Annotated in this window: 17 protein-coding genes, 2 tRNA genes and 1 riboswitch; of the genes, 10 read left to right on the top strand and 9 right to left on the bottom strand. The window is 46.5% G+C overall.

Going from position 1 to position 17,494, the window contains the following annotated elements; all coding sequences use genetic code 11:
- Positions 1-44 precede the first annotated feature (44 nt).
- The 8 genes from ICU98_RS04740 (at position 45) to ICU98_RS04775 (ending at position 7,595) form a co-directional block, all read left to right on the top strand.
- Complete coding sequence (locus ICU98_RS04740) at positions 45-1,265, top strand: CaiB/BaiF CoA-transferase family protein (RefSeq protein WP_215350886.1); 1,221 nt, start codon at positions 45-47, stop codon at positions 1,263-1,265.
- 72 nt (positions 1,266-1,337) lie between these two features.
- Positions 1,338-1,412: transfer RNA gene (locus ICU98_RS04745), tRNA-Arg, on the top strand.
- Between the two features lie 161 nt (positions 1,413-1,573).
- A complete protein-coding gene (locus tag ICU98_RS04750) occupies positions 1,574-2,422 on the top strand; it encodes an NUDIX hydrolase family protein (RefSeq protein ID WP_215350889.1) in 849 nt (282 codons plus the stop codon).
- A 27-nt stretch (positions 2,423-2,449) separates the two neighbouring features.
- Positions 2,450-2,546, top strand: a riboswitch (TPP riboswitch).
- Positions 2,547-2,583: 37 nt separating this feature from the next.
- Complete coding sequence (thiC, locus tag ICU98_RS04755; RefSeq protein ID WP_251365298.1) at positions 2,584-4,479, top strand: phosphomethylpyrimidine synthase ThiC; 1,896 nt, start codon at positions 2,584-2,586, stop codon at positions 4,477-4,479.
- 65 nt (positions 4,480-4,544) lie between these two features.
- The gene (locus tag ICU98_RS04760; protein ID WP_251365412.1) at positions 4,545-5,636 is read left to right on the top strand and encodes an FAD-dependent oxidoreductase; all 1,092 of its coding nucleotides are present in this window, start codon (positions 4,545-4,547) and stop codon (positions 5,634-5,636) included.
- Positions 5,627-5,824 (top strand): sulfur carrier protein ThiS, encoded by a 198-nt coding sequence (gene thiS, locus ICU98_RS04765; RefSeq protein ID WP_215350891.1) that lies wholly within the window; start codon positions 5,627-5,629, stop codon positions 5,822-5,824. Before ICU98_RS04760 ends, thiS begins: the two co-directional genes overlap by 10 nt.
- Before the next feature lie 5 nt (positions 5,825-5,829).
- Complete coding sequence (locus ICU98_RS04770; RefSeq protein ID WP_215350894.1) at positions 5,830-6,651, top strand: thiazole synthase; 822 nt, start codon at positions 5,830-5,832, stop codon at positions 6,649-6,651.
- 17 nt (positions 6,652-6,668) lie between these two features.
- On the top strand, positions 6,669-7,595 hold the full coding sequence (locus tag ICU98_RS04775) for a thiamine phosphate synthase (protein WP_215350897.1): 927 nt from the start codon (positions 6,669-6,671) through the stop codon (positions 7,593-7,595).
- Between the two features lie 13 nt (positions 7,596-7,608).
- Here the strand turns inward: ICU98_RS04775 and thiD are convergent, their stop codons facing one another.
- A complete protein-coding gene (gene thiD / locus ICU98_RS04780) occupies positions 7,609-8,487 on the bottom strand; it encodes a bifunctional hydroxymethylpyrimidine kinase/phosphomethylpyrimidine kinase (protein ID WP_215350900.1) in 879 nt (292 codons plus the stop codon).
- Positions 8,488-8,508: 21 nt separating this feature from the next.
- Between thiD and ICU98_RS04785 the strand changes: the two genes are divergently transcribed.
- Positions 8,509-8,583, top strand: a tRNA-Asn gene (locus ICU98_RS04785).
- Positions 8,584-8,640: 57 nt separating this feature from the next.
- Here the strand turns inward: ICU98_RS04785 and ICU98_RS04790 are convergent.
- Both ICU98_RS04790 and ICU98_RS04795 read right to left on the bottom strand, forming a co-directional pair.
- Positions 8,641-9,126: a hypothetical protein gene (locus tag ICU98_RS04790; RefSeq protein ID WP_215350903.1), complete on the bottom strand. Its 486-nt coding sequence runs from the start codon at positions 9,124-9,126 to the stop codon at positions 8,641-8,643.
- Between the two features lie 38 nt (positions 9,127-9,164).
- On the bottom strand, positions 9,165-10,445 hold the full coding sequence (locus ICU98_RS04795; protein WP_215350906.1) for a TAXI family TRAP transporter solute-binding subunit: 1,281 nt from the start codon (positions 10,443-10,445) through the stop codon (positions 9,165-9,167).
- Between the two features lie 44 nt (positions 10,446-10,489).
- Between ICU98_RS04795 and ICU98_RS04800 the strand changes: the two genes are divergently transcribed.
- Positions 10,490-11,032, top strand: coding sequence for a hypothetical protein (locus ICU98_RS04800; protein WP_251365299.1), 543 nt, complete (start codon positions 10,490-10,492; stop codon positions 11,030-11,032).
- On the opposite strand, the gene ICU98_RS04805 is transcribed toward ICU98_RS04800, so the two are convergent.
- The 6 genes from ICU98_RS04805 to ICU98_RS04830 form a co-directional block, all read right to left on the bottom strand.
- On the bottom strand, positions 11,029-12,723 hold the full coding sequence (locus tag ICU98_RS04805; protein WP_215350909.1) for an AMP-binding protein: 1,695 nt from the start codon (positions 12,721-12,723) through the stop codon (positions 11,029-11,031). The genes ICU98_RS04800 and ICU98_RS04805 overlap by 4 nt on opposite strands.
- A gap of 20 nt (positions 12,724-12,743) precedes the next feature.
- Positions 12,744-13,025 (bottom strand): YqjK-like family protein, encoded by a 282-nt coding sequence (locus ICU98_RS04810; RefSeq protein ID WP_215335676.1) that lies wholly within the window; start codon positions 13,023-13,025, stop codon positions 12,744-12,746.
- A 15-nt stretch (positions 13,026-13,040) separates the two neighbouring features.
- Positions 13,041-13,412, bottom strand: a complete 372-nt coding sequence (locus tag ICU98_RS04815; RefSeq protein ID WP_215350912.1) for a phage holin family protein — start codon at positions 13,410-13,412, stop codon at positions 13,041-13,043.
- 6 nt (positions 13,413-13,418) lie between these two features.
- Entirely contained in the window at positions 13,419-13,745 is a 327-nt protein-coding gene (locus tag ICU98_RS04820; protein WP_215350914.1) for a YqjD family protein, read from the bottom strand.
- An 85-nt stretch (positions 13,746-13,830) separates the two neighbouring features.
- Positions 13,831-14,127: a hypothetical protein gene (locus ICU98_RS04825; RefSeq protein WP_215335679.1), complete on the bottom strand. Its 297-nt coding sequence runs from the start codon at positions 14,125-14,127 to the stop codon at positions 13,831-13,833.
- 316 nt (positions 14,128-14,443) lie between these two features.
- Positions 14,444-17,491 (bottom strand): efflux RND transporter permease subunit, encoded by a 3,048-nt coding sequence (locus ICU98_RS04830; RefSeq protein ID WP_215350917.1) that lies wholly within the window; start codon positions 17,489-17,491, stop codon positions 14,444-14,446.
- Positions 17,492-17,494: the final 3 nt, after the last annotated feature.

A 17,494-nucleotide genomic window follows, 5' to 3' on the forward strand; every position in this document is an offset into this window, starting at 1 on the left:
TCCAATTTCAGTGATTAACCCTGTATTCATGCCAAAATTGGCTCATGGGTGCTTTAAGTCATATTCGTGTTTTAGATCTAAGCCGAGTGCTAGCGGGACCCTGGTGTACCCAAAATCTAGCCGACCTTGGTGCAGACGTGATCAAAGTAGAAAAGCCCGGTGTGGGAGACGATACCCGTCATTGGGGGCCACCCTTTGCAAAAGATGCTCAAGGCATCGATAGCAGTGAGACAGCTTATTTCATCGCTATTAATCGGAATAAACGCTCGATCACGGTTGATATCAGCACCCCGGAGGGGCAAGCCATTATTCGCAAGCTAGTCGAGAAGTCTGATGTTCTGATCGAAAACTACAAAGTCAGTCAGCTGGTGAAATACGGCCTTGACTATGCATCACTCCAAAAAATCAAACCCGATTTAATTTACTGTTCGATTACTGGCTTTGGTCAAACTGGCCCTTATGCCAATCGCCCAGGTTATGACATGATTGTTGAAGGGATGGGTGGCTTTATGAGTGTGACCGGGGAGGCCGAGAATGTGACAGGATCTTCACCTCAAAAAGCAGGCGTTCCGATTGCCGATATTCTGACTGGTATGTATGCCACGAACGCCATCTTGGCAGCCGTCATCCATCGCGATCGCACTGGCGAAGGCCAATCCATCGATATGGCTTTACTCGACACCCAAATTGCGATCATGGCCAATGCATCCAGCGCGTATTTATGCTCAGGAGAAATTCCGAAGCGTTTGGGAAATGCATCGGCAACCATCGTGCCCTATCAAACCTTCCCAACATCCGATAGCTGGATCATTGTTGCCGCGGGTAACAATAGTCAGTTCAAACATTTTGTCACCGTGGGTGGTCAAGCCCACTTAGCAGATGATCCCCGTTTTCATGACAACCCCGAACGGGTTAAGCATCGCGACCAGCTCATTCCCCTCCTAGAGGAAATGACACGCCAAAAGACCAAGGCGGAATGGATCGCACTACTTGAAGAAGCCAAAGTTCCCTGCGGCCCGATTAATAATTTCAAAGAAGTATTCGAAGACCCTCAGGTGAAAGCAAGAGGCATCGAGCTGACCGTGCCACATCCAGCAGTAGGTCAAATGAAATTAGTCGCTAGTCCGATGCATTTATCCAAGACTCCTGTCGATATCAGAATGCCTCCACCAATACTGGGACAACATACTCGAGAAATTTTGCAGGAACAATTGCAGCTGGATGCTGGCACAATTGAGGCGCTAAAACTGAAGGGTGTTGTTTAGCCAATCTCTTGCAGCAAAGGCTTGTATCTATTTAGGCTCTCGTGGTGTAATTTCGCTACCGATTCTTGATAGCCCGCTGTAGCACAATGGATAGTGCAACCGCCTCCTAAGCGGTAGATCCAGGTTCGACTCCTGGCGGAGGGACCATCACTTTTAGCAAAGTTATCCACAGCATCTGTGGATAAATACTGAAATGTTTTGCTAAGTCACCGATTTATATAGACCGAGCTGGCTTGCCTAATATTTGAGCAGAATATCTTGCTTGACATTCCGCATAGTTCACCCGCAATTTCTCTTACACTCTGCTGATGCAAAAAATAAACGACAGTACCTTAGCCGCCTTAGAGGAGATGTTGCAGAACTCCGCTCGCTCTGCACCGCTCGATTTTTTACCGGTCTTCTTCAAAGGTGCACAGGCAGAAAAGCAAGCGATTGGTCATCTCAATCCTGAGTTCCTGCCTTTTATTCAGTCCTCTCTGCAAGAAAAGCGTATTGCTAATATTGAACTGAATCATCACGGCCTGTTTATTGATAATGGCAGTCCATCTCTCATCTCTGCCAGCATGAGTGAGTTAGCCAATCGACTTCGCCAAGGTGGATTTATACCGGGCTGGCGTAATGAAGAGTTTTCTTGGATTGATCACAATGGTCACGCCTACTTTCGCTTAGAAAGAGCCGCTTTTCGGACTTTGGGTTTGCGGAGCACTGCCAGCCACATCAATGGTTTTACTAAAGAAGGAAACTTATGGCTTGGACGCCGCAGTGAGAGCAAAAGGACTGATCCAGGTCTCTTAGACAACTTGGCAGCTGGTGGTATCTCCGCTGATGAGACCCCTTGGGTTTGCGCTATGAGAGAGTTGTGGGAAGAAGCTGGCGTACCGCCACAATTGGCCAATGACATTGCACCCGCTGGTAAGGTTCATATGCGCCGCCCTATTTTAGGGGGTGGTTTTCATGATGAGCAGCTGTTTATCTACGACCTCGCACTACCAAGCCACTTTATTCCTACTAATCATGATGGTGAGGTGAGCGGCTTTATTGAGACCTCGCTAGCAGAGGCGGCGGCCAGAATTTTGGCTGATGAATTCACAACCGATGCCGCCTTTGTCACGGCGGACTTTATATTGCGGAGCAATAAAGGAAGTTTTCTCCCCTGAACACCATTTCATGGTTAAATTAGCACAAGGATGAAACAGGGGTGCCCTTCACATGAAGGCGCTGAGAAAGACCCTCTTACCCGAACCAGGTAATGCTGGCGTGGGGAGTTCCATCAGACCGGCACCCGGTTTCGTCCATCTAAATATGTCAGGAGATGGATATGAGTAGCAGCAACCCAAAAGTAAAACCCGAAATTCCAAGCCTAAAGAGTCTTGAGCGCGACTTTGGTCAAAAGTTTGCCTATCCAGCCTCAAGCAAAACCTATTTAACAGGATCGCGGCCCGATATTAAGGCGCCGGTTCGCATGATTGAACAGTTTCCCACTCGCGTTGGGGAGCAAATGGTATCCAACCCTCCTATTCCTGTCTATGACACCTCAGGCCCTTATAGCGATCCTGAGATTGTCATCAATTTAGAAAAAGGTTTGCCAGCATTACGTGAGACTTGGATTGCTGAGCGCAATGACACCGTACAACTCGCAGGGCCCTCTTCTGACTATGGCGTTGCTCGTTCAAAAGATGCTGGTACACAACATTTACGCTTTGCCCATATTCGCGCACCCCGGGTCGCAAAATGCGGTCAAAATGTGAGTCAAATGTATTACGCCCGCAAAGGGATTGTGACCCCAGAAATGGAATACGTTGCCCTGCGTGAGTCTATGGGTTTAGAGCAACTACGCAAAAATCCAGAGTACACCCAGCTATTAAAACAACATCCTGGTAAGAGTTACGGCGCTAATCTTCCCGAAAACATTACCGGGGAATTTGTCCGTCAAGAGATTGCTGCTGGTCGTGCGATTATTCCAGCCAACATCAATCACCCTGAATTAGAGCCGATGATTATTGGCCGCAATTTCCGCGTCAAGATCAATGGCAATTTGGGTAACTCTGCTGTGACCTCTTCCATCAACGAGGAAGTCGAGAAAATGGTTTGGTCAATCCGTTGGGGTGCTGACACCATCATGGATTTGTCGACTGGAAAACATATTCATGAAACCCGTGAATGGATTATTCGCAACTCTCCTGTACCGATTGGCACAGTGCCAATCTATCAAGCGCTAGATAAAACTGGTGGCATCGCCGAGGATCTCACTTGGGAAATGTTCCGCGATACATTGGTTGAACAAGCCGAACAAGGTGTCGACTATTTCACGATTCATGCTGGCGTATTACTGCGTTATGTCCCACTAACTGCCGACCGCATTACCGGCATTGTGTCGCGTGGTGGTTCGATCATGGCCAAGTGGTGCCTAGCCCACCATAAAGAGAACTTCCTCTACACCAAGTTCGATGAGATCTGCGAGATCATGAAAGCGTACGACGTTTCATTTAGTCTTGGTGATGGCTTGCGCCCAGGCTGTATCGCCGACTCTAATGATGCTGCTCAATTTGGTGAACTACATACTCTCGGTGAGCTCACTGCGAAAGCATGGCAGCACGATGTCCAAGTCATGATTGAAGGTCCTGGCCACGTTCCAATGCAGCGTATTGAAGAGAATATGACCGAAGAGTTGAAGCATTGTTTGGAGGCCCCCTTCTATACTCTGGGACCCTTGATTACCGATATTGCACCTGGCTATGATCACATCACTAGCGGTATTGGTGCAGCTCAAATCGGTTGGTACGGCACCGCAATGCTCTGCTATGTCACACCAAAAGAACACTTAGGCTTGCCAGACAAAGAGGATGTCCGCGAAGGCATTATTACTTATAAGATTGCCGCTCATGGCGCTGATCTTGCTAAAGGTTTGCCGGGCGCCCAGATTCGGGATAACGCCCTTTCGAAGGCCCGCTTTGAGTTCCGCTGGGAGGATCAATTTAATCTGGGTCTGGATCCAGAACGTGCGCGCGAGTATCACGATGCCACTTTGCCAGCCGAGGGAGCCAAAATTGCCCACTTCTGTTCGATGTGTGGACCTAAATTCTGCTCCATGAAGATCACCCAAGAAGTGCGTGACTATGCGGCAAACTTGAAAGCTGAAGGCATTGATCCGAATAAAGGGATGGAGGAGAAATCCATCGAGTTCCGCAAACGCGGTAGCGAGATCTATCAATAAGCGCATTTAAGCTGACGATGTCTTCATTCGGAAGTATGCGCTTTGGGATCATTGGTGCCGGCCTTATGGGCCGGCTCCTCGCCGTCGAGCTCGCCAGAACCGGTGCCCATGTTGATCTTTATGATCAAAGTGGTCCTGATGCGGCATTGTCAGCAGCTCGCGTAGCTGCAGCAATGTTGGCGCCGTTAGCAGAGTCAGCGATCACCGAGCACAATGTGGTGAGTATGGGTGTGCATAGTTTGACGCGCTGGCCAGAGTTACTTGCAAAGCTTGCTAGTCCGGTGTTCTTTCAGAAAAATGGCAGTCTCATTTTGTGGCATCGCCAAGATGCGCATGATGCAGAGCGCTTTATTAAGCATTTGCAGAAGAATCAGCGCAGTAACCCATTGCTGACCGAGCCAGAACTACTGGATTCTGCAAGGCTGATGGAGATTGAACCAAGTGTTACCGATCGATTTAGTCAAGGTCTCTATTTGCCCAATGAGGGTCAACTCGATAATCGGCAATTGTTAAATGCTTTAGTGGTAGAGCTTTCTACCTTGCCCGTCAATTTGCATTGGAATCACGCAATAGAGCCGCAGGCTCTAGAGCAAAGCGGTCGATACGATTGGGTAATCGATTGTCGCGGCCTAGGTGCTAAAGCGGATTGGCCAGAAATCCAAGGAAACTCCCTGCGTGGAGTGCGGGGGGAAGTGATTCGGCTTTACGCCCCAGAGGTTCAGCTTCTAAGGCCCACCCGTTTAATACATCCACGCTACCCCATCTATATTGCGCCAAAGGAGAATCACATTTATGTAGTTGGTGCTACGGAGATTGAGTCGGATGACCATTCAGAAATGAGTGTGCGCTCTGCGATGGAGCTACTCAGTGCGGTCTATACAGTGCATAGCGGTTTTGCTGAAGCTCGGATCTTGGAAATGGCCACCCAATGTCGACCAACCTTAAAAAATAATTTACCTGAAGTTCACATTGATAAAGGTAATAGTCTCACTAAGCATATGTCCATCAATGGACTCTATCGACATGGCTTCATGATTGCCCCAGCCATTTTGGATAGCGTGATTGAGCTACTAGAAAATGACACGAGTAAAACAGCGAATCAATTGGGATTCCAGGTCGTTCAATCATCAGCTGCAAAGGTAGCCGCATGCGCGTAATGATTAATCAAATTGAACATCAACTACCGCAAGGGGCAAAGCTTGAGAATGCTCTAGCAGCTATACAAGCTCAGGCACCATTTGCAGTAGCCATTAATTTGCAATTCATTCCCAAATCCCATTATGGTCAATGCACGCTTGCTGAAAATGATCAAATTGAAGTCATTTCACCGGTAACTGGCGGCTAGTTTTTATGAATACGAACACCCTTAACGAGCAACAAGCCTTGAGCAAAGATGATCTGGTGCTCTATGGAGAGCATTTCTCTAGTCGCCTATTGCTAGGAACATCGCGCTACCCTTCTCCACAAATCCTAGAGGAAGCTGTTCTCGCCTCCAAACCGGCGATGATTACCGTCAGCTTGCGTCGCCAAGGGGCTACAGGTCAAAGTGAAAATGCTTTTTGGGATCTTCTAAAGAAAATGTCAGTGCCTGTTTTGCCAAATACGGCTGGCTGTCATAGCCCTCAAGAGGTCATCACGACAGCACAGATGGCCAGAGAAGTATTTGAAACACACTGGATTAAGCTGGAGTTGATTGGTGATGATTACACCTTGCAACCAGATACTCTGCGCTTAGTGGATACGGCCAAGATCCTCATTAATGATGGTTTCAAGGTACTACCCTATTGCACTGAAGATCTGATTCTTTGTCAGCGTCTCGTCGATGTTGGCTGCCAAGCTGTCATGCCTTGGGCCGCCCCAATTGGAACGGGTCAAGGTCCGCTCAATCCATTTGCCATGAAGCTCCTGCGAGAGCGCCTACAAGTTCCGCTCTTAGTAGATGCTGGTCTTGGTCTGCCATCGCATGCCTGCGCTGTGATGGAATGGGGATTTGATGGCGTTCTCCTCAATACAGCTGTGGCACTGGCTGATCACCCCATCGCCATGGCTAAAGCATTTGCATTGGCGACTCAGGCTGGTCGTGCAGCGTATTTATCGGGAGCCATGCCTGCTCAAGAGTCTGCTCAAGCCAGTACCCCATTGGTGGGTACGCCCTTTTGGCATCAATCCTAAGTGGTTGATCGATTGAGATGAGTTTAGTTCGCGACCTCGCCGATCAAATTGTGGCTGCACATCGAGCCGATGATGTGAGCCTTCCGCAGCCTATCTATAGCCTCAACTCACCACCGCCTCGAATTGATAATGAGCATGCTGTTGATCACTATGAACTCGCTGCTACTGTAGCTGCAGTTTCTATGGGATTTATAGAGGCCGATGCCGCAGTCCTTGGTAAAGCTTGGTCAAGAATGGTTCAACACGATGGCAATTTTGATCCACTGAGATGGCCAAATCGCCCTGAGTACTTTGATTTATTGCCCTGGACCCGCATCATGAATCCCAAAGCCTTTCCAGAATGTCCTAAGCGCTTAGGGCTCTATGGAGTGATGCCAGATGCTGATTGGGTTAATCGCATGGTCGAAGCAGAATTACCAACCGTTCAACTCAGATTAAAGAGTGACGATGCAAATTACATTCGTTCAGAAATCAAAAGATCAATAGCGGCAGTTAAAGGTAGTAAGACTGTGCTCTTTATTAATGACTACTGGCAGGATGCCATTGAGTTAGGCGCTTATGGTGTGCATCTCGGTCAAGAAGACTTAGTCACCGCTGATCTTGATGCCATCAGAAATGCTGGCCTTCGTTTAGGCTTAAGCACCCATGGATATGCTGAGATGGTCTATGCAGATCGCTTCTGCCCCAGCTATATTGCCATGGGAGCGATATTCCCAACAACACTTAAACGCATGCCTACCGCACCTCAAGGCCTGGGGCGCTTATATAAATACGCTCAATTAATGCAAGCCTATTCATTAGTGGCGATTGGTGGCATCGATGAGGGCAGTATTCATGCTGTTGCTCAGAGTGGCGTTGGATCCGTAGCGGTGGTTAGAGCCATTACTGGATCGAATGATCCGCGGGCTGCCGTCAAGCGACTAAAGGAATTAATGCAGGCCTAGCAGTATTGAGAATCTATCGATCCTCTTGAGGCAATGATGTTGGGTAAAACTCAAACATTGGCCAAAGCGGTCCCGACCCTTCTCCGATCGATAGGTAACGCCCCGCCTCAAGCCCTGCTTCAACATAGGCAATAGCTTTTGCTACAGAATGAGCCAAATCATGCCCATCCGCTAGATAAGTTGCAATTGCGGCCGAAAGGGAGCAGCCTGTGCCATGCGTATTTTCTGTATCAATACGACGGTGCTTAAACTCTTTTGATTGAGTAATTTCTAGGCCGTCTTCAATACTGCGCCACATCAAAAAATCGGTGAGTTCATCATGCTTTGCATCCAAATGGCCGCCCTTAATCAAAACCGCCTGAGGACCTAAGGCTAATAATTCATCTGCGGCAGATTTGAAGTCATCAACTTGATAGATATCACGGCCCAGCAGTAAAGAGGCCTCTTCTAAGTTGGGTGTTACTAGGCTAGCCATCGGAAATAATTCACTGATCATCGCCTGCGCAGTATCGTCGCCACCCAAACTTGCCCCAGATGTTGCTCGCAACACAGGATCTAAAATGATTCTGGTAACACCATGTTTTCGCAAGGATTTGGCAACCAGCTGCACAATTTCTGGACTAGCCAACATTCCAATTTTGACTGAATCAGCGCCGATATCACTGAGGACTGCATCAATTTGAGCCTCGATAATCTGCAAATCAATATCCTGAATCGCAGTAACGCCCAATGTATTTTGGGCGGTGATTGCCGTAATCACTGACAAACCATAAGCGCCTAAGGAGGTAATGACCTTGAGGTCCGCCTGGATCCCAGCACCTCCCCCGCTATCGGAGCCAGCAATGGTCAGTACTTTGGGGATCTGGACGGAAGTCGGAAGCAGGGTCTTCATATTGCTATAATATTCGCTTATTCCTCGATAGCTCAGCGGTAGAGCAGCAGACTGTTAATCTGTTGGTCCGTGGTTCGATCCCACGTCGAGGAGCCAAGTTCTTGCAGAAAAGCCACCCTAGGGTGGCTTTTTCTTTTAGCACATTATGTTGGGTTATTTTTGAACGGTAGGTTGAGCTGGCGGGCTAGTCGCCTGCGGATTGTTGGATGCAGGAGCAGTTTGAGCTGGAGACGCATTACCTGCACCCGGAGTTAAATTGGTCACCTGGTCAACGCAATCATTGCTGTCATAAGTCACTTCATAGACCATTAAGTTGCCATCGGCAAGCGATTCAACTGGAGTAGTAACAACCTCACTAACACCTAAAGTAAAGACGTCCGCCGTTCCTTCGGCAAGTGCTCGCGCAGTTTTCGCACCTTCAGTGTAGCCTTGCGTGAATCTATAAATCTCATACTTCTTGCCGTCTTTAACGCCACTGGTTACAGGTACGCCAAATTCTGCGATTAAGGCATCTCGTGGTGTGCCTACTCTAAACAGAGAGACATCTTTTTTGGTTGGTTGATGTGCCGCCATATAGACAGAGCAACCACCTAATAAAAAAAATATGGAGGCGATAGCGCCGATTTTTATAAACTTCATTGAATACCTTATGTTTAACAGTGAGGGAACAACTTAGACTAATTTATTCCATAGCGTTTCATGACTTGGGCTACGTGCTCCCTGAGGTCGTAAAGGAGATTGGTATACGAACTGGGAATTTTTTCTTGTTTAATCAAAGCATCAATCTCAGCGCGCAAGCTTTCCAGTTCCTGCTGCGCTATCTCTCGCTTGCCACCTTGATCAAAGCGCTTCTCAATTTTGACTAACATCAAATAGAAGCGATTCACTCTACGGGTATAGAACCATTGGGTTAATGCTGGGTACGCTTGTGAAAATGGATAAATAATGGCCAAGAGAGGAACGAGCACCAAAAGCAACTTTCCAACAAAGCTGGCTGCCCAGTATGGCAAATGTTTTTGTAAAAATGGTTTGCCGCCCTTGGCGTAATAGTTTTGGGCATCAGAACTTAATGGAAAATCGACATCACGATCGGCCGGAAACTCATTCTCACCATGTAAAAAACTGGGTGGCTGATGAACATCATCCATGATCCCCATCATGAGATAAATTAATGCCGAATGTGTCTCTTTTTGGGCAACCACCGTAAAGGTAGTTGCTAGCAAGTTCATATTATTAGCTGGTTTATTGTGAATGAGATCAATCGTCCCCATCGGCAATGTAAGAACATGAAACTCTCGCATATTGCGTGAGATTCCCTCTGCATCAGGCCAATTAAGGACCTCTATACCTGGGCTATTAAAGAGCTTTTTAATTAAAGGGTCTTCGGCTGGGGCCGAGGTAAACATGGCATCAATCTCATTAGCATCAAGCGCTTTGAGCGCATCTTGGCGACCAAGATCCAAAAATTGGCTATTTTGCGCCGTGATCCCTACTGCTTTGAGGATTTGAGTTGCATTAGCGTGTATCCCCTGGGTAGGAAAGCCAATCGCAATGCGCTTTCCTTTTAGATCATTAATGTCCTGAATTTTTCCCAATTTGCTTTGGTAAAAAACCCAGACAGGGGCATAAACAATGCTACCTAGTGATTCAAGATTCGGATAGTTCGCACTATTAGCCGCACCACCTTCAATAAAACCAAATTCAATGTTTTTAGTATCGTGATTAACTAATGCAATATTTTCAAGGGTGCCGTTCGTTTCAATCACATTGACCTTAACCCCAGCCTTTTCAAACTCTTGGGCATATTTTTGGGCTGTCTCATAGAGAAAGGTTCCCTTTGGCCCTGCCGCAATATCGACAGTATTTGGGGGCAGCAAGAACAACTCCACCACTGCGACAGCGATAGCAATCAGAATGCCTAAACCGGCTATATAGAGGGCTGCTTGTTTTTTAGTCATAATGTCTCATTAAAGCATATGCACCAAGGGGAGATTATTACAAAATGAACAATCTAAAGACTCATAACACTATTGTTCATACTGGCTCTTTCGAAGATAAGTTAAAGAGTGAGTTCAAAAAAGGGGTCTCCCTATCGCTTTACTTTGGTATCTGGTTCTGTGCATTGGCATTTTTGGGAGCCACAACCCTAAGAGAATGGCCTATTCCATGGCGGATGTTTGGTTTTGCCCTGATTAAGGCTGGCTTATGCGCAAAATTTATGCTGATTGGTGAAGCAGCTTTCCCACTAAATCCCAATCGTCGACTAGGCATTGTCCCCTCGCTTTTGGCCCAATCTATTATTTATCTTGCCATTGTTTTATTGCTAAATTTCCTCGAATACGGTATTGATGGCGTCATTCATGGCCGAGACTTTGTGAGCTCTCTGGCGAGTTTTGGCAATGGAGACCCCCTGCATATCGTGGCTCTTTTAATTGTTTACTGGTTAATTGTTTGGCCCTATCTTTTATTTACAGGGATGAGTATTGTTTTAGGAAACACCCATACGATTGCCATCCTGTTTGGACCGCCCAAGAGTCCTCATTAAGCATGACGATCTTGATTTGAGGGGTCCTCTAACTTTCTCACTTCACGACGTAAGATTTTGCCTACGTTTGATTTAGGTAGCTCCTTTACGAACACAATCTTTCTGGGGCGCTTATAACTGGTCATCTGTTCTTTGCAATATTGCAAAACATCTGCACTAGTGAGTTCATGTTTGTCTTTCACAATAAAAGCTTTGACAATTTCCCCAAGCTTGCGATGCGCCACCCCAACTACAGCACATTCGTGAATACCGGGCATCAAGGCCAGCACTTCTTCAACCTCATTGGGAAAGACCTTGAAGCCACCAACCACAATCATGTCTTTGATACGATCAACAATAGTGATATAGCCCTCACTATCCATAAAGCCAATATCACCTGACTTAAAGTAACCGTCTGAGGTAAATGCGGTTAGATTTTCATCGGGCTGATTCCAGTATCCCGCCATGACTTGTGGCCCTTTAATGCAAATCTCTCCCACTTCGCCAAAAGGAAGTCTTTCACCGCCTTCTCCAAGAATGATCAGGTCTGTGCTTGGTAAAGGTAAACCAATATTTCCGGTAAATTGCTTAATCAATGGCGTATTGACACAGACTACTGGAGAGGTTTCAGATAGTCCATAGCCTTGCGCAATCGGATTACCTGTAATTTCCTGCCAATGATCCGCTGTCTTCTTTTGCATTGCCATTCCGCCACCAATCGTGACCAGTAGGTTGGACAAATTGAGTTTTTTAAATTCAGGGCGATGTACCAGTGCATGGAAAAGTGTATTGACGCCTGGGAAGATATTCACATCCGGATGCTTATCCAGTAATTTGATTAGGCCTGTGATGTCCCTCGGGTTAGAAACCAAGAGTAGTAAGCCACCCTTGCGTAAGCCCAATAAGGCACAGGCAGTGAGGGCAAAGATATGGTTTAAGGGTAAAGCACATAAAAATACGAGTTGTTTTTCTTGCTTACCCTGAAGTGCGGGCTCAATCCAAGCTTCTGTTTGCAAAACATTTGCAAGGATATTTCGGTGCAATAAAGTAGCGCCCTTGGATATGCCGGTAGTGCCGCCAGTGTATTGGAGAAAAGCAATCGCATTCGGATTAATCGAGGGTTTTCTAAAAGGATGCCGGTTCCCTAACTTGAGCGAATCCGTAAAACGCACATGCGGAAACGCCCACAGTGGAATCATCTTCTGAATATAGCGAGCAACAAAATTGACGATCCAACCTTTTGGACCCAATAAATCACCCAAACTACTGACGATGACCTGCTTTAAAGTAGTGTGTCCGGCTATTGGTTGATAGATATGAGCAAAGTTTTCAGAAAGAACGAGTACCGATGCTTGACTGTCATTCAGTTGATGCTCTAGCTCTCTGGGTGTATAGAGTGGGTTGATATTAACGACAGCAAAACCTGCTCGCAATACTCCTAGCATTGCAACCAGATATTGCGTTACGTTGGGAAACATAATGGCTACTCGTGAACCCTCAGGCAAGTTCAGTGATTGCAAATAGGATGCAAATTGAAGGGAAAGTCTGTCTAACTCGCCATAGCTAAAAGATTGGCCCATAGACTCAATCGCAGTGCGCTTTGAATACCGCGCAAAGGACTCATCCAATATGTCTACTAAAGAAGCATGAAGAGGAAGAATAATCTCCGTTGGAACCCCTGCTGGGTAATTCTTCAGCCAAGGCTTAGCCATATTCATATGAACAGAGAAGCTTAGAGAATAGACTTAGCAGTTTTGACTAACTTCATTGCACCCCAGCCAAGAGCCAAAACTTTACTAGCCAATTTCGGCTTAAAGTGAGCCAATACCGCAAACGCACTAGTCCACAAAATGGGACTGCTCTTGATAAACTGCACAGCCTCAAGGCCTTTATCAGCCCAAGAAAACGGTTTCTTGAGGACTGTGAAATGGGAGCTGATTTCCTGACGCTCTTTAGCGGCCTGAGCTTGCAGGACGCGCTGACGCGCTAGAAGAGTTTCAAGTGATTGACTCATCAAGAATTAGTCTGATTAATGATGATTAAGAGCGGAGCGATCTTTTTCTAGCTCGGCGATCGACGCAGCAAATAGTGCCGGCATCGTTTTGATGGCACGCATTATCATGAGTCCAAATACTAGACCAGCCAGCAAAAATCCACCGGTTAAGAAAGCTAAGGCAGCCATTCGGTTGGTCTCGGAGCTATAAACCACAATCCAGAGTGCCAGCATGACTAGGCCAAAGAACAAGCAAAATAAGCAAAACAGAATTAATACGAGCAGCTTAATGAACTGAGCCCGAGCAACAGAAACATCACTGGAAAGTAATTCAAGACGAGTTTGGGCAATCGAAGTTGCACTAGATAGTAAGCCCTTCAGAGAGCTTAATAGATGCTCTGTTGCCATGGATTTTTAACGACGACCGATTAAAAGGCCAATCAATAGGCCTGCACCTGCAGCGATACCAACTGCTTGCCAAGGTTTCTCGTGCACAAATACATCCGCTTCTTGGGCCGCTTCTTTTGCTTTTTCAGCAATCACATCCTGAGCCTCAGATAAGCTTTCTTTAGCGGTACTCAAAGTTTGTTGAGCCTTGGCTCGGACAGAGTGCATTGCTTCACCGCCATGCTCTGCACTGGCCTTGATTAAGGCCTCTGCATCTGAAATTAAGGCCTTGAAATCATCCACGAGCTTATGGGAAGCATGCTCAGCAGATAGCGGGGATTGATGATTCGTCATGGTTACTCCAATAAATGGTTATTGCCTATTCTAAGCAATTCTTGTGGCATCACCCATCATGCCACCTTTTCCCTTCCCCGCCACCTTAAGAACAGTATTTACGCTCTAAGGTGCTGATATCCCTTGTTTGGTCATCCACCATGCGATTCATGGCCTTTTGCGCTCTTTCTCTATTTTCTGGCGCTTGAAGATTGGTATTAATCAATCCACTCACGTCCTTGCGGATGGAGGTATTTCCATACTGAAGGCCTTTCAGCATGGCAACGGTTTCTGCCGAAAGCTTGCATTGCTGGCTCACTAACTCCGATGAATCTGGTGAGGAATTCGCAAAAGCAAATGCAAATATGGAGATCGACAGTATTCCTATGATCGTCTTTTTCATTTTATTTCCTTATTTTTTGACCACACGTTGGACAGCAACCTAAATCTTTTGCCTTGAGTTTCCTCAGGGCGGCATAAACACTGGATTCTGAAATCTCCATCTTCCTGGCTGCTTGGGCAGCTGTAAGACCTTTTCCAACCCACTCCACTGCTTGATATGTCTTTGGTATCGCTCTTTTCATATTGCTTTCTCCATAACGTTACTATACTACAGAAGTTGTGAAGTTGTGAACTTTATTTATAAAAATATATTCTGTTGTTTTGAGGCAATAAAAAAGCCCCTAAAAAGGGGCTTTATGCAATTGTGAGATCGTGAATTAAGGAGAAATTTCGGGCTCGGGGTGTTTTTGATCGTGGTGATCAGCGCCGAGGAAGAGGTACATAGAAGGAACCACAAAAAGTGTAAAGAGCGTTCCAATCGATAAGCCAGTGAAGATGACTAAACCCATCGACTTGCGCCCTGCAGCACCCGCTCCCGAAGCAATGACTAGAGGAAAAACTCCCAACACCATTGCAAAAGTAGTCATCAAAATGGGTCTGAGTCGCACTGTGGCAGCTTCAATGATTGCCTCTAACTTTGTTCTGCCAGCAATTTGCAACTCATTCGCAAATTCGACAATCAAAATACCGTGCTTACTAATCAAACCCATCAGAGTTACTAAGCCAACCTGGGTATAAATATTGAGCGTTGTGAAACCAAGATTGATGAAGATCAAGGCGCCAAATAAAGCCAACGGTACTGAAACCAAAATCACAATCGGATCCCTAAAGCTCTCAAACTGAGCTGCTAAGACCAAGAAAACGATCAGAATTGCGAAGAACATGGTTCCCAAGAAACCACCAGACTCATTGGCAAATTGACGGGATGGTCCTGCATAGTCAACTGAGTAACCATTGGGGGCGACTTCTTTTACCGTGTCAGCCAAAAACTTCAGGACCTCCCCTTCAGAAATAAACGGAGTACTGACCCCAGAAATTGTTGCTGAATTCAGTTGCTGAAAGTGATTAATGGACTCAGGCACCACCTGCTTTTGAATGGTTGCAAATGTTCTGACCTGTATCAAATCCCCCTTCGGTGTTCTGATGTAGTAATCCAAGATCTGGTCTGGATTCAAGCGATTGACCTGCTCTACTTGCGGAATGACGCGATACGAACGCCCTGCGATCGAGAAGTAATTCACGTAGCCACCACCCAAGGCTGCCGTTAAAGCACCGCCTACTTGCTGTTGGGTCATGCCGAGGGAAGAAACTTTATCCTTGTCGATCACCAGCATATCCTGAGGTTTGTCGATCTTTAAGTCTGTATCCACAAAGAAAAAATTACCACTTCTCCTGGCTTTATCAAGCACCGCTTGTGAGACTTCATTCAAAGCTTGGTAGGGTTCAGTTGTTTTAATGACAAACTGAACGGGCAAGCCCTGCGAGCCCGGTAAAGCCGGGAACTGGAAGGCCGCAATCCGAACACCGGCAATCGCGTTCCACTTGTTTTGGAGAATCTGCTGCAGAGTCATTGCGCTGCGGCTACGCTGTGAATAGTCTTTTAGATTGATACCGCCAAAGCCAGTACCTGGACTCGTAATTTGAAACGATGCGGCAAACTCAGGCTCCGTTTTAGCCATATCAAAAACTTGGTCTGCATAGAGCTGCATCTGCGCTACGGTGCTGTTGGGCGGACCAGTCAAATTCATCAAGACAATGCCTTGATCCTCTGTGGGAGCCAATTCTGCTTTGGAGGTCGAGTATAGGTAAGCTACGCCACCAAGTAGGATGACACCCATTACGATCACAACCTGCCAGGTTCTCAACAGACTCCGTAAGGCTGTTTCATAGGTGTGATGAACCTTCTCAAACACACGATCAATCTTTAAAGCAAATTCTGTCGTCTCTTGATCCGCTTTAAAGATACGTGAACACATCATGGGCGATAAGGTCAGCGCAATGAGTCCCGAGACGGCTACGGCACTCGCCAACGTAAATGCAAATTCAGTAAACAATGCGCCGGTCAAGCCACCCTGAAAGCCGATTGGGATATAAACCGCGATCAAGACCACGGTCATCGCTAGAATTGGGCTACCAAGTTCTCGTGCAGCAATAATCGCAGCATCAAAAGGTGATTTACCCTCTTTCATATGGCGGTCGACGTTTTCCACCACGATGATGGCATCATCAACCACCAGACCAATGGCGAGCACCAGCGCCAATAAAGTCAGTAAATTAATCGAGTAACCCAGCACCTGCATGAGGAAGAAGGTGCCGATTAGCGACAAGGGCATCGCAATCACTGGAATCGCAACAGCCCGATAGCTTCCTAAGAATAAATAGATCACCACAGTCACAATGATCAGTGCCTCAAACAGTGTTTTGACAACCTCACTAATCGAGCTCGTAATAAATTCAGTAGAGTCATAAACAATCTGACCGGTCATACCAACTGGTAATTGCTTTTGAATACCGGGCAACAGTTTGCGCACTCGGTCAACTACGTTCAATATATTTGCTTGCGGCGCTACTTGAATACCAATAAAAACAGATTGTTTGCCGCTAAAGGCAACGTTAGTGTTGTAATCCTCTGAACCTAAAGTGACAGTAGCAACTTCACCGAGGTGTACTAGATTAATACCATCACTCTTAATCACCAGCCTGCGAAATTCTTCAACTGTATGCAAATCAGTATTGGCCATCAAATCGACCGAGACCATATCACCCTTAGTGGTACCAACGGCCGAGAGATAGTTGTTTGCAGATAAGGCGTTATAGACATCGTCAGCAGCAACTCCAAGGCCCGCCATTTTTTCCCGATTAAGCCAAGCACGTAATGCAAACTTTCTGCCTCCGATTAACTCTGCGTTCTGAACCCCATCTACAGCATCAAACTTCGGTTTGACTTCACGTAGCAAATAGTCGGTGACGCTATTGCTCGGTATGTCCACGCTTGAAAAGCCCATATACATCGCATCGGTGGTTTGACTCATTTGGACTGTAAGCACAGGCTGCAATGCTTGGGGAGGAAGCTGATTTCTAACTGAACTAATTTGTGTCTGTATCTGCGTTAAAGCTGCATTCGAGTCGTAATTCAGCTTTAGATTTGCAGTGATAGTAGAAAGGCCGCTAACGCTGGTGGATGAGAGGTAATCAATACCCTGCACCTGTGCAATCGCCTGCTCCAAAGGTTGAGTAATAAACCCCGCCATGGTTTGTGCATCTGCACCGTAGTAATTCGTTGTGATAGTGACAACCGCATTTTCAGTTTTTGGGTATTGGCTCACTGGTAAAGAACCAATTGCCTTAAAACCAAACACCAAGACCAATGCACTAACCACCAGCGATAAGACTGGCTTATTGATAAAGAGATCAGTCCATTTCATCGT

Source organism: Polynucleobacter sp. MWH-P3-07-1, from assembly GCF_018687555.1.
GTDB lineage: Bacteria > Pseudomonadota > Gammaproteobacteria > Burkholderiales > Burkholderiaceae > Polynucleobacter.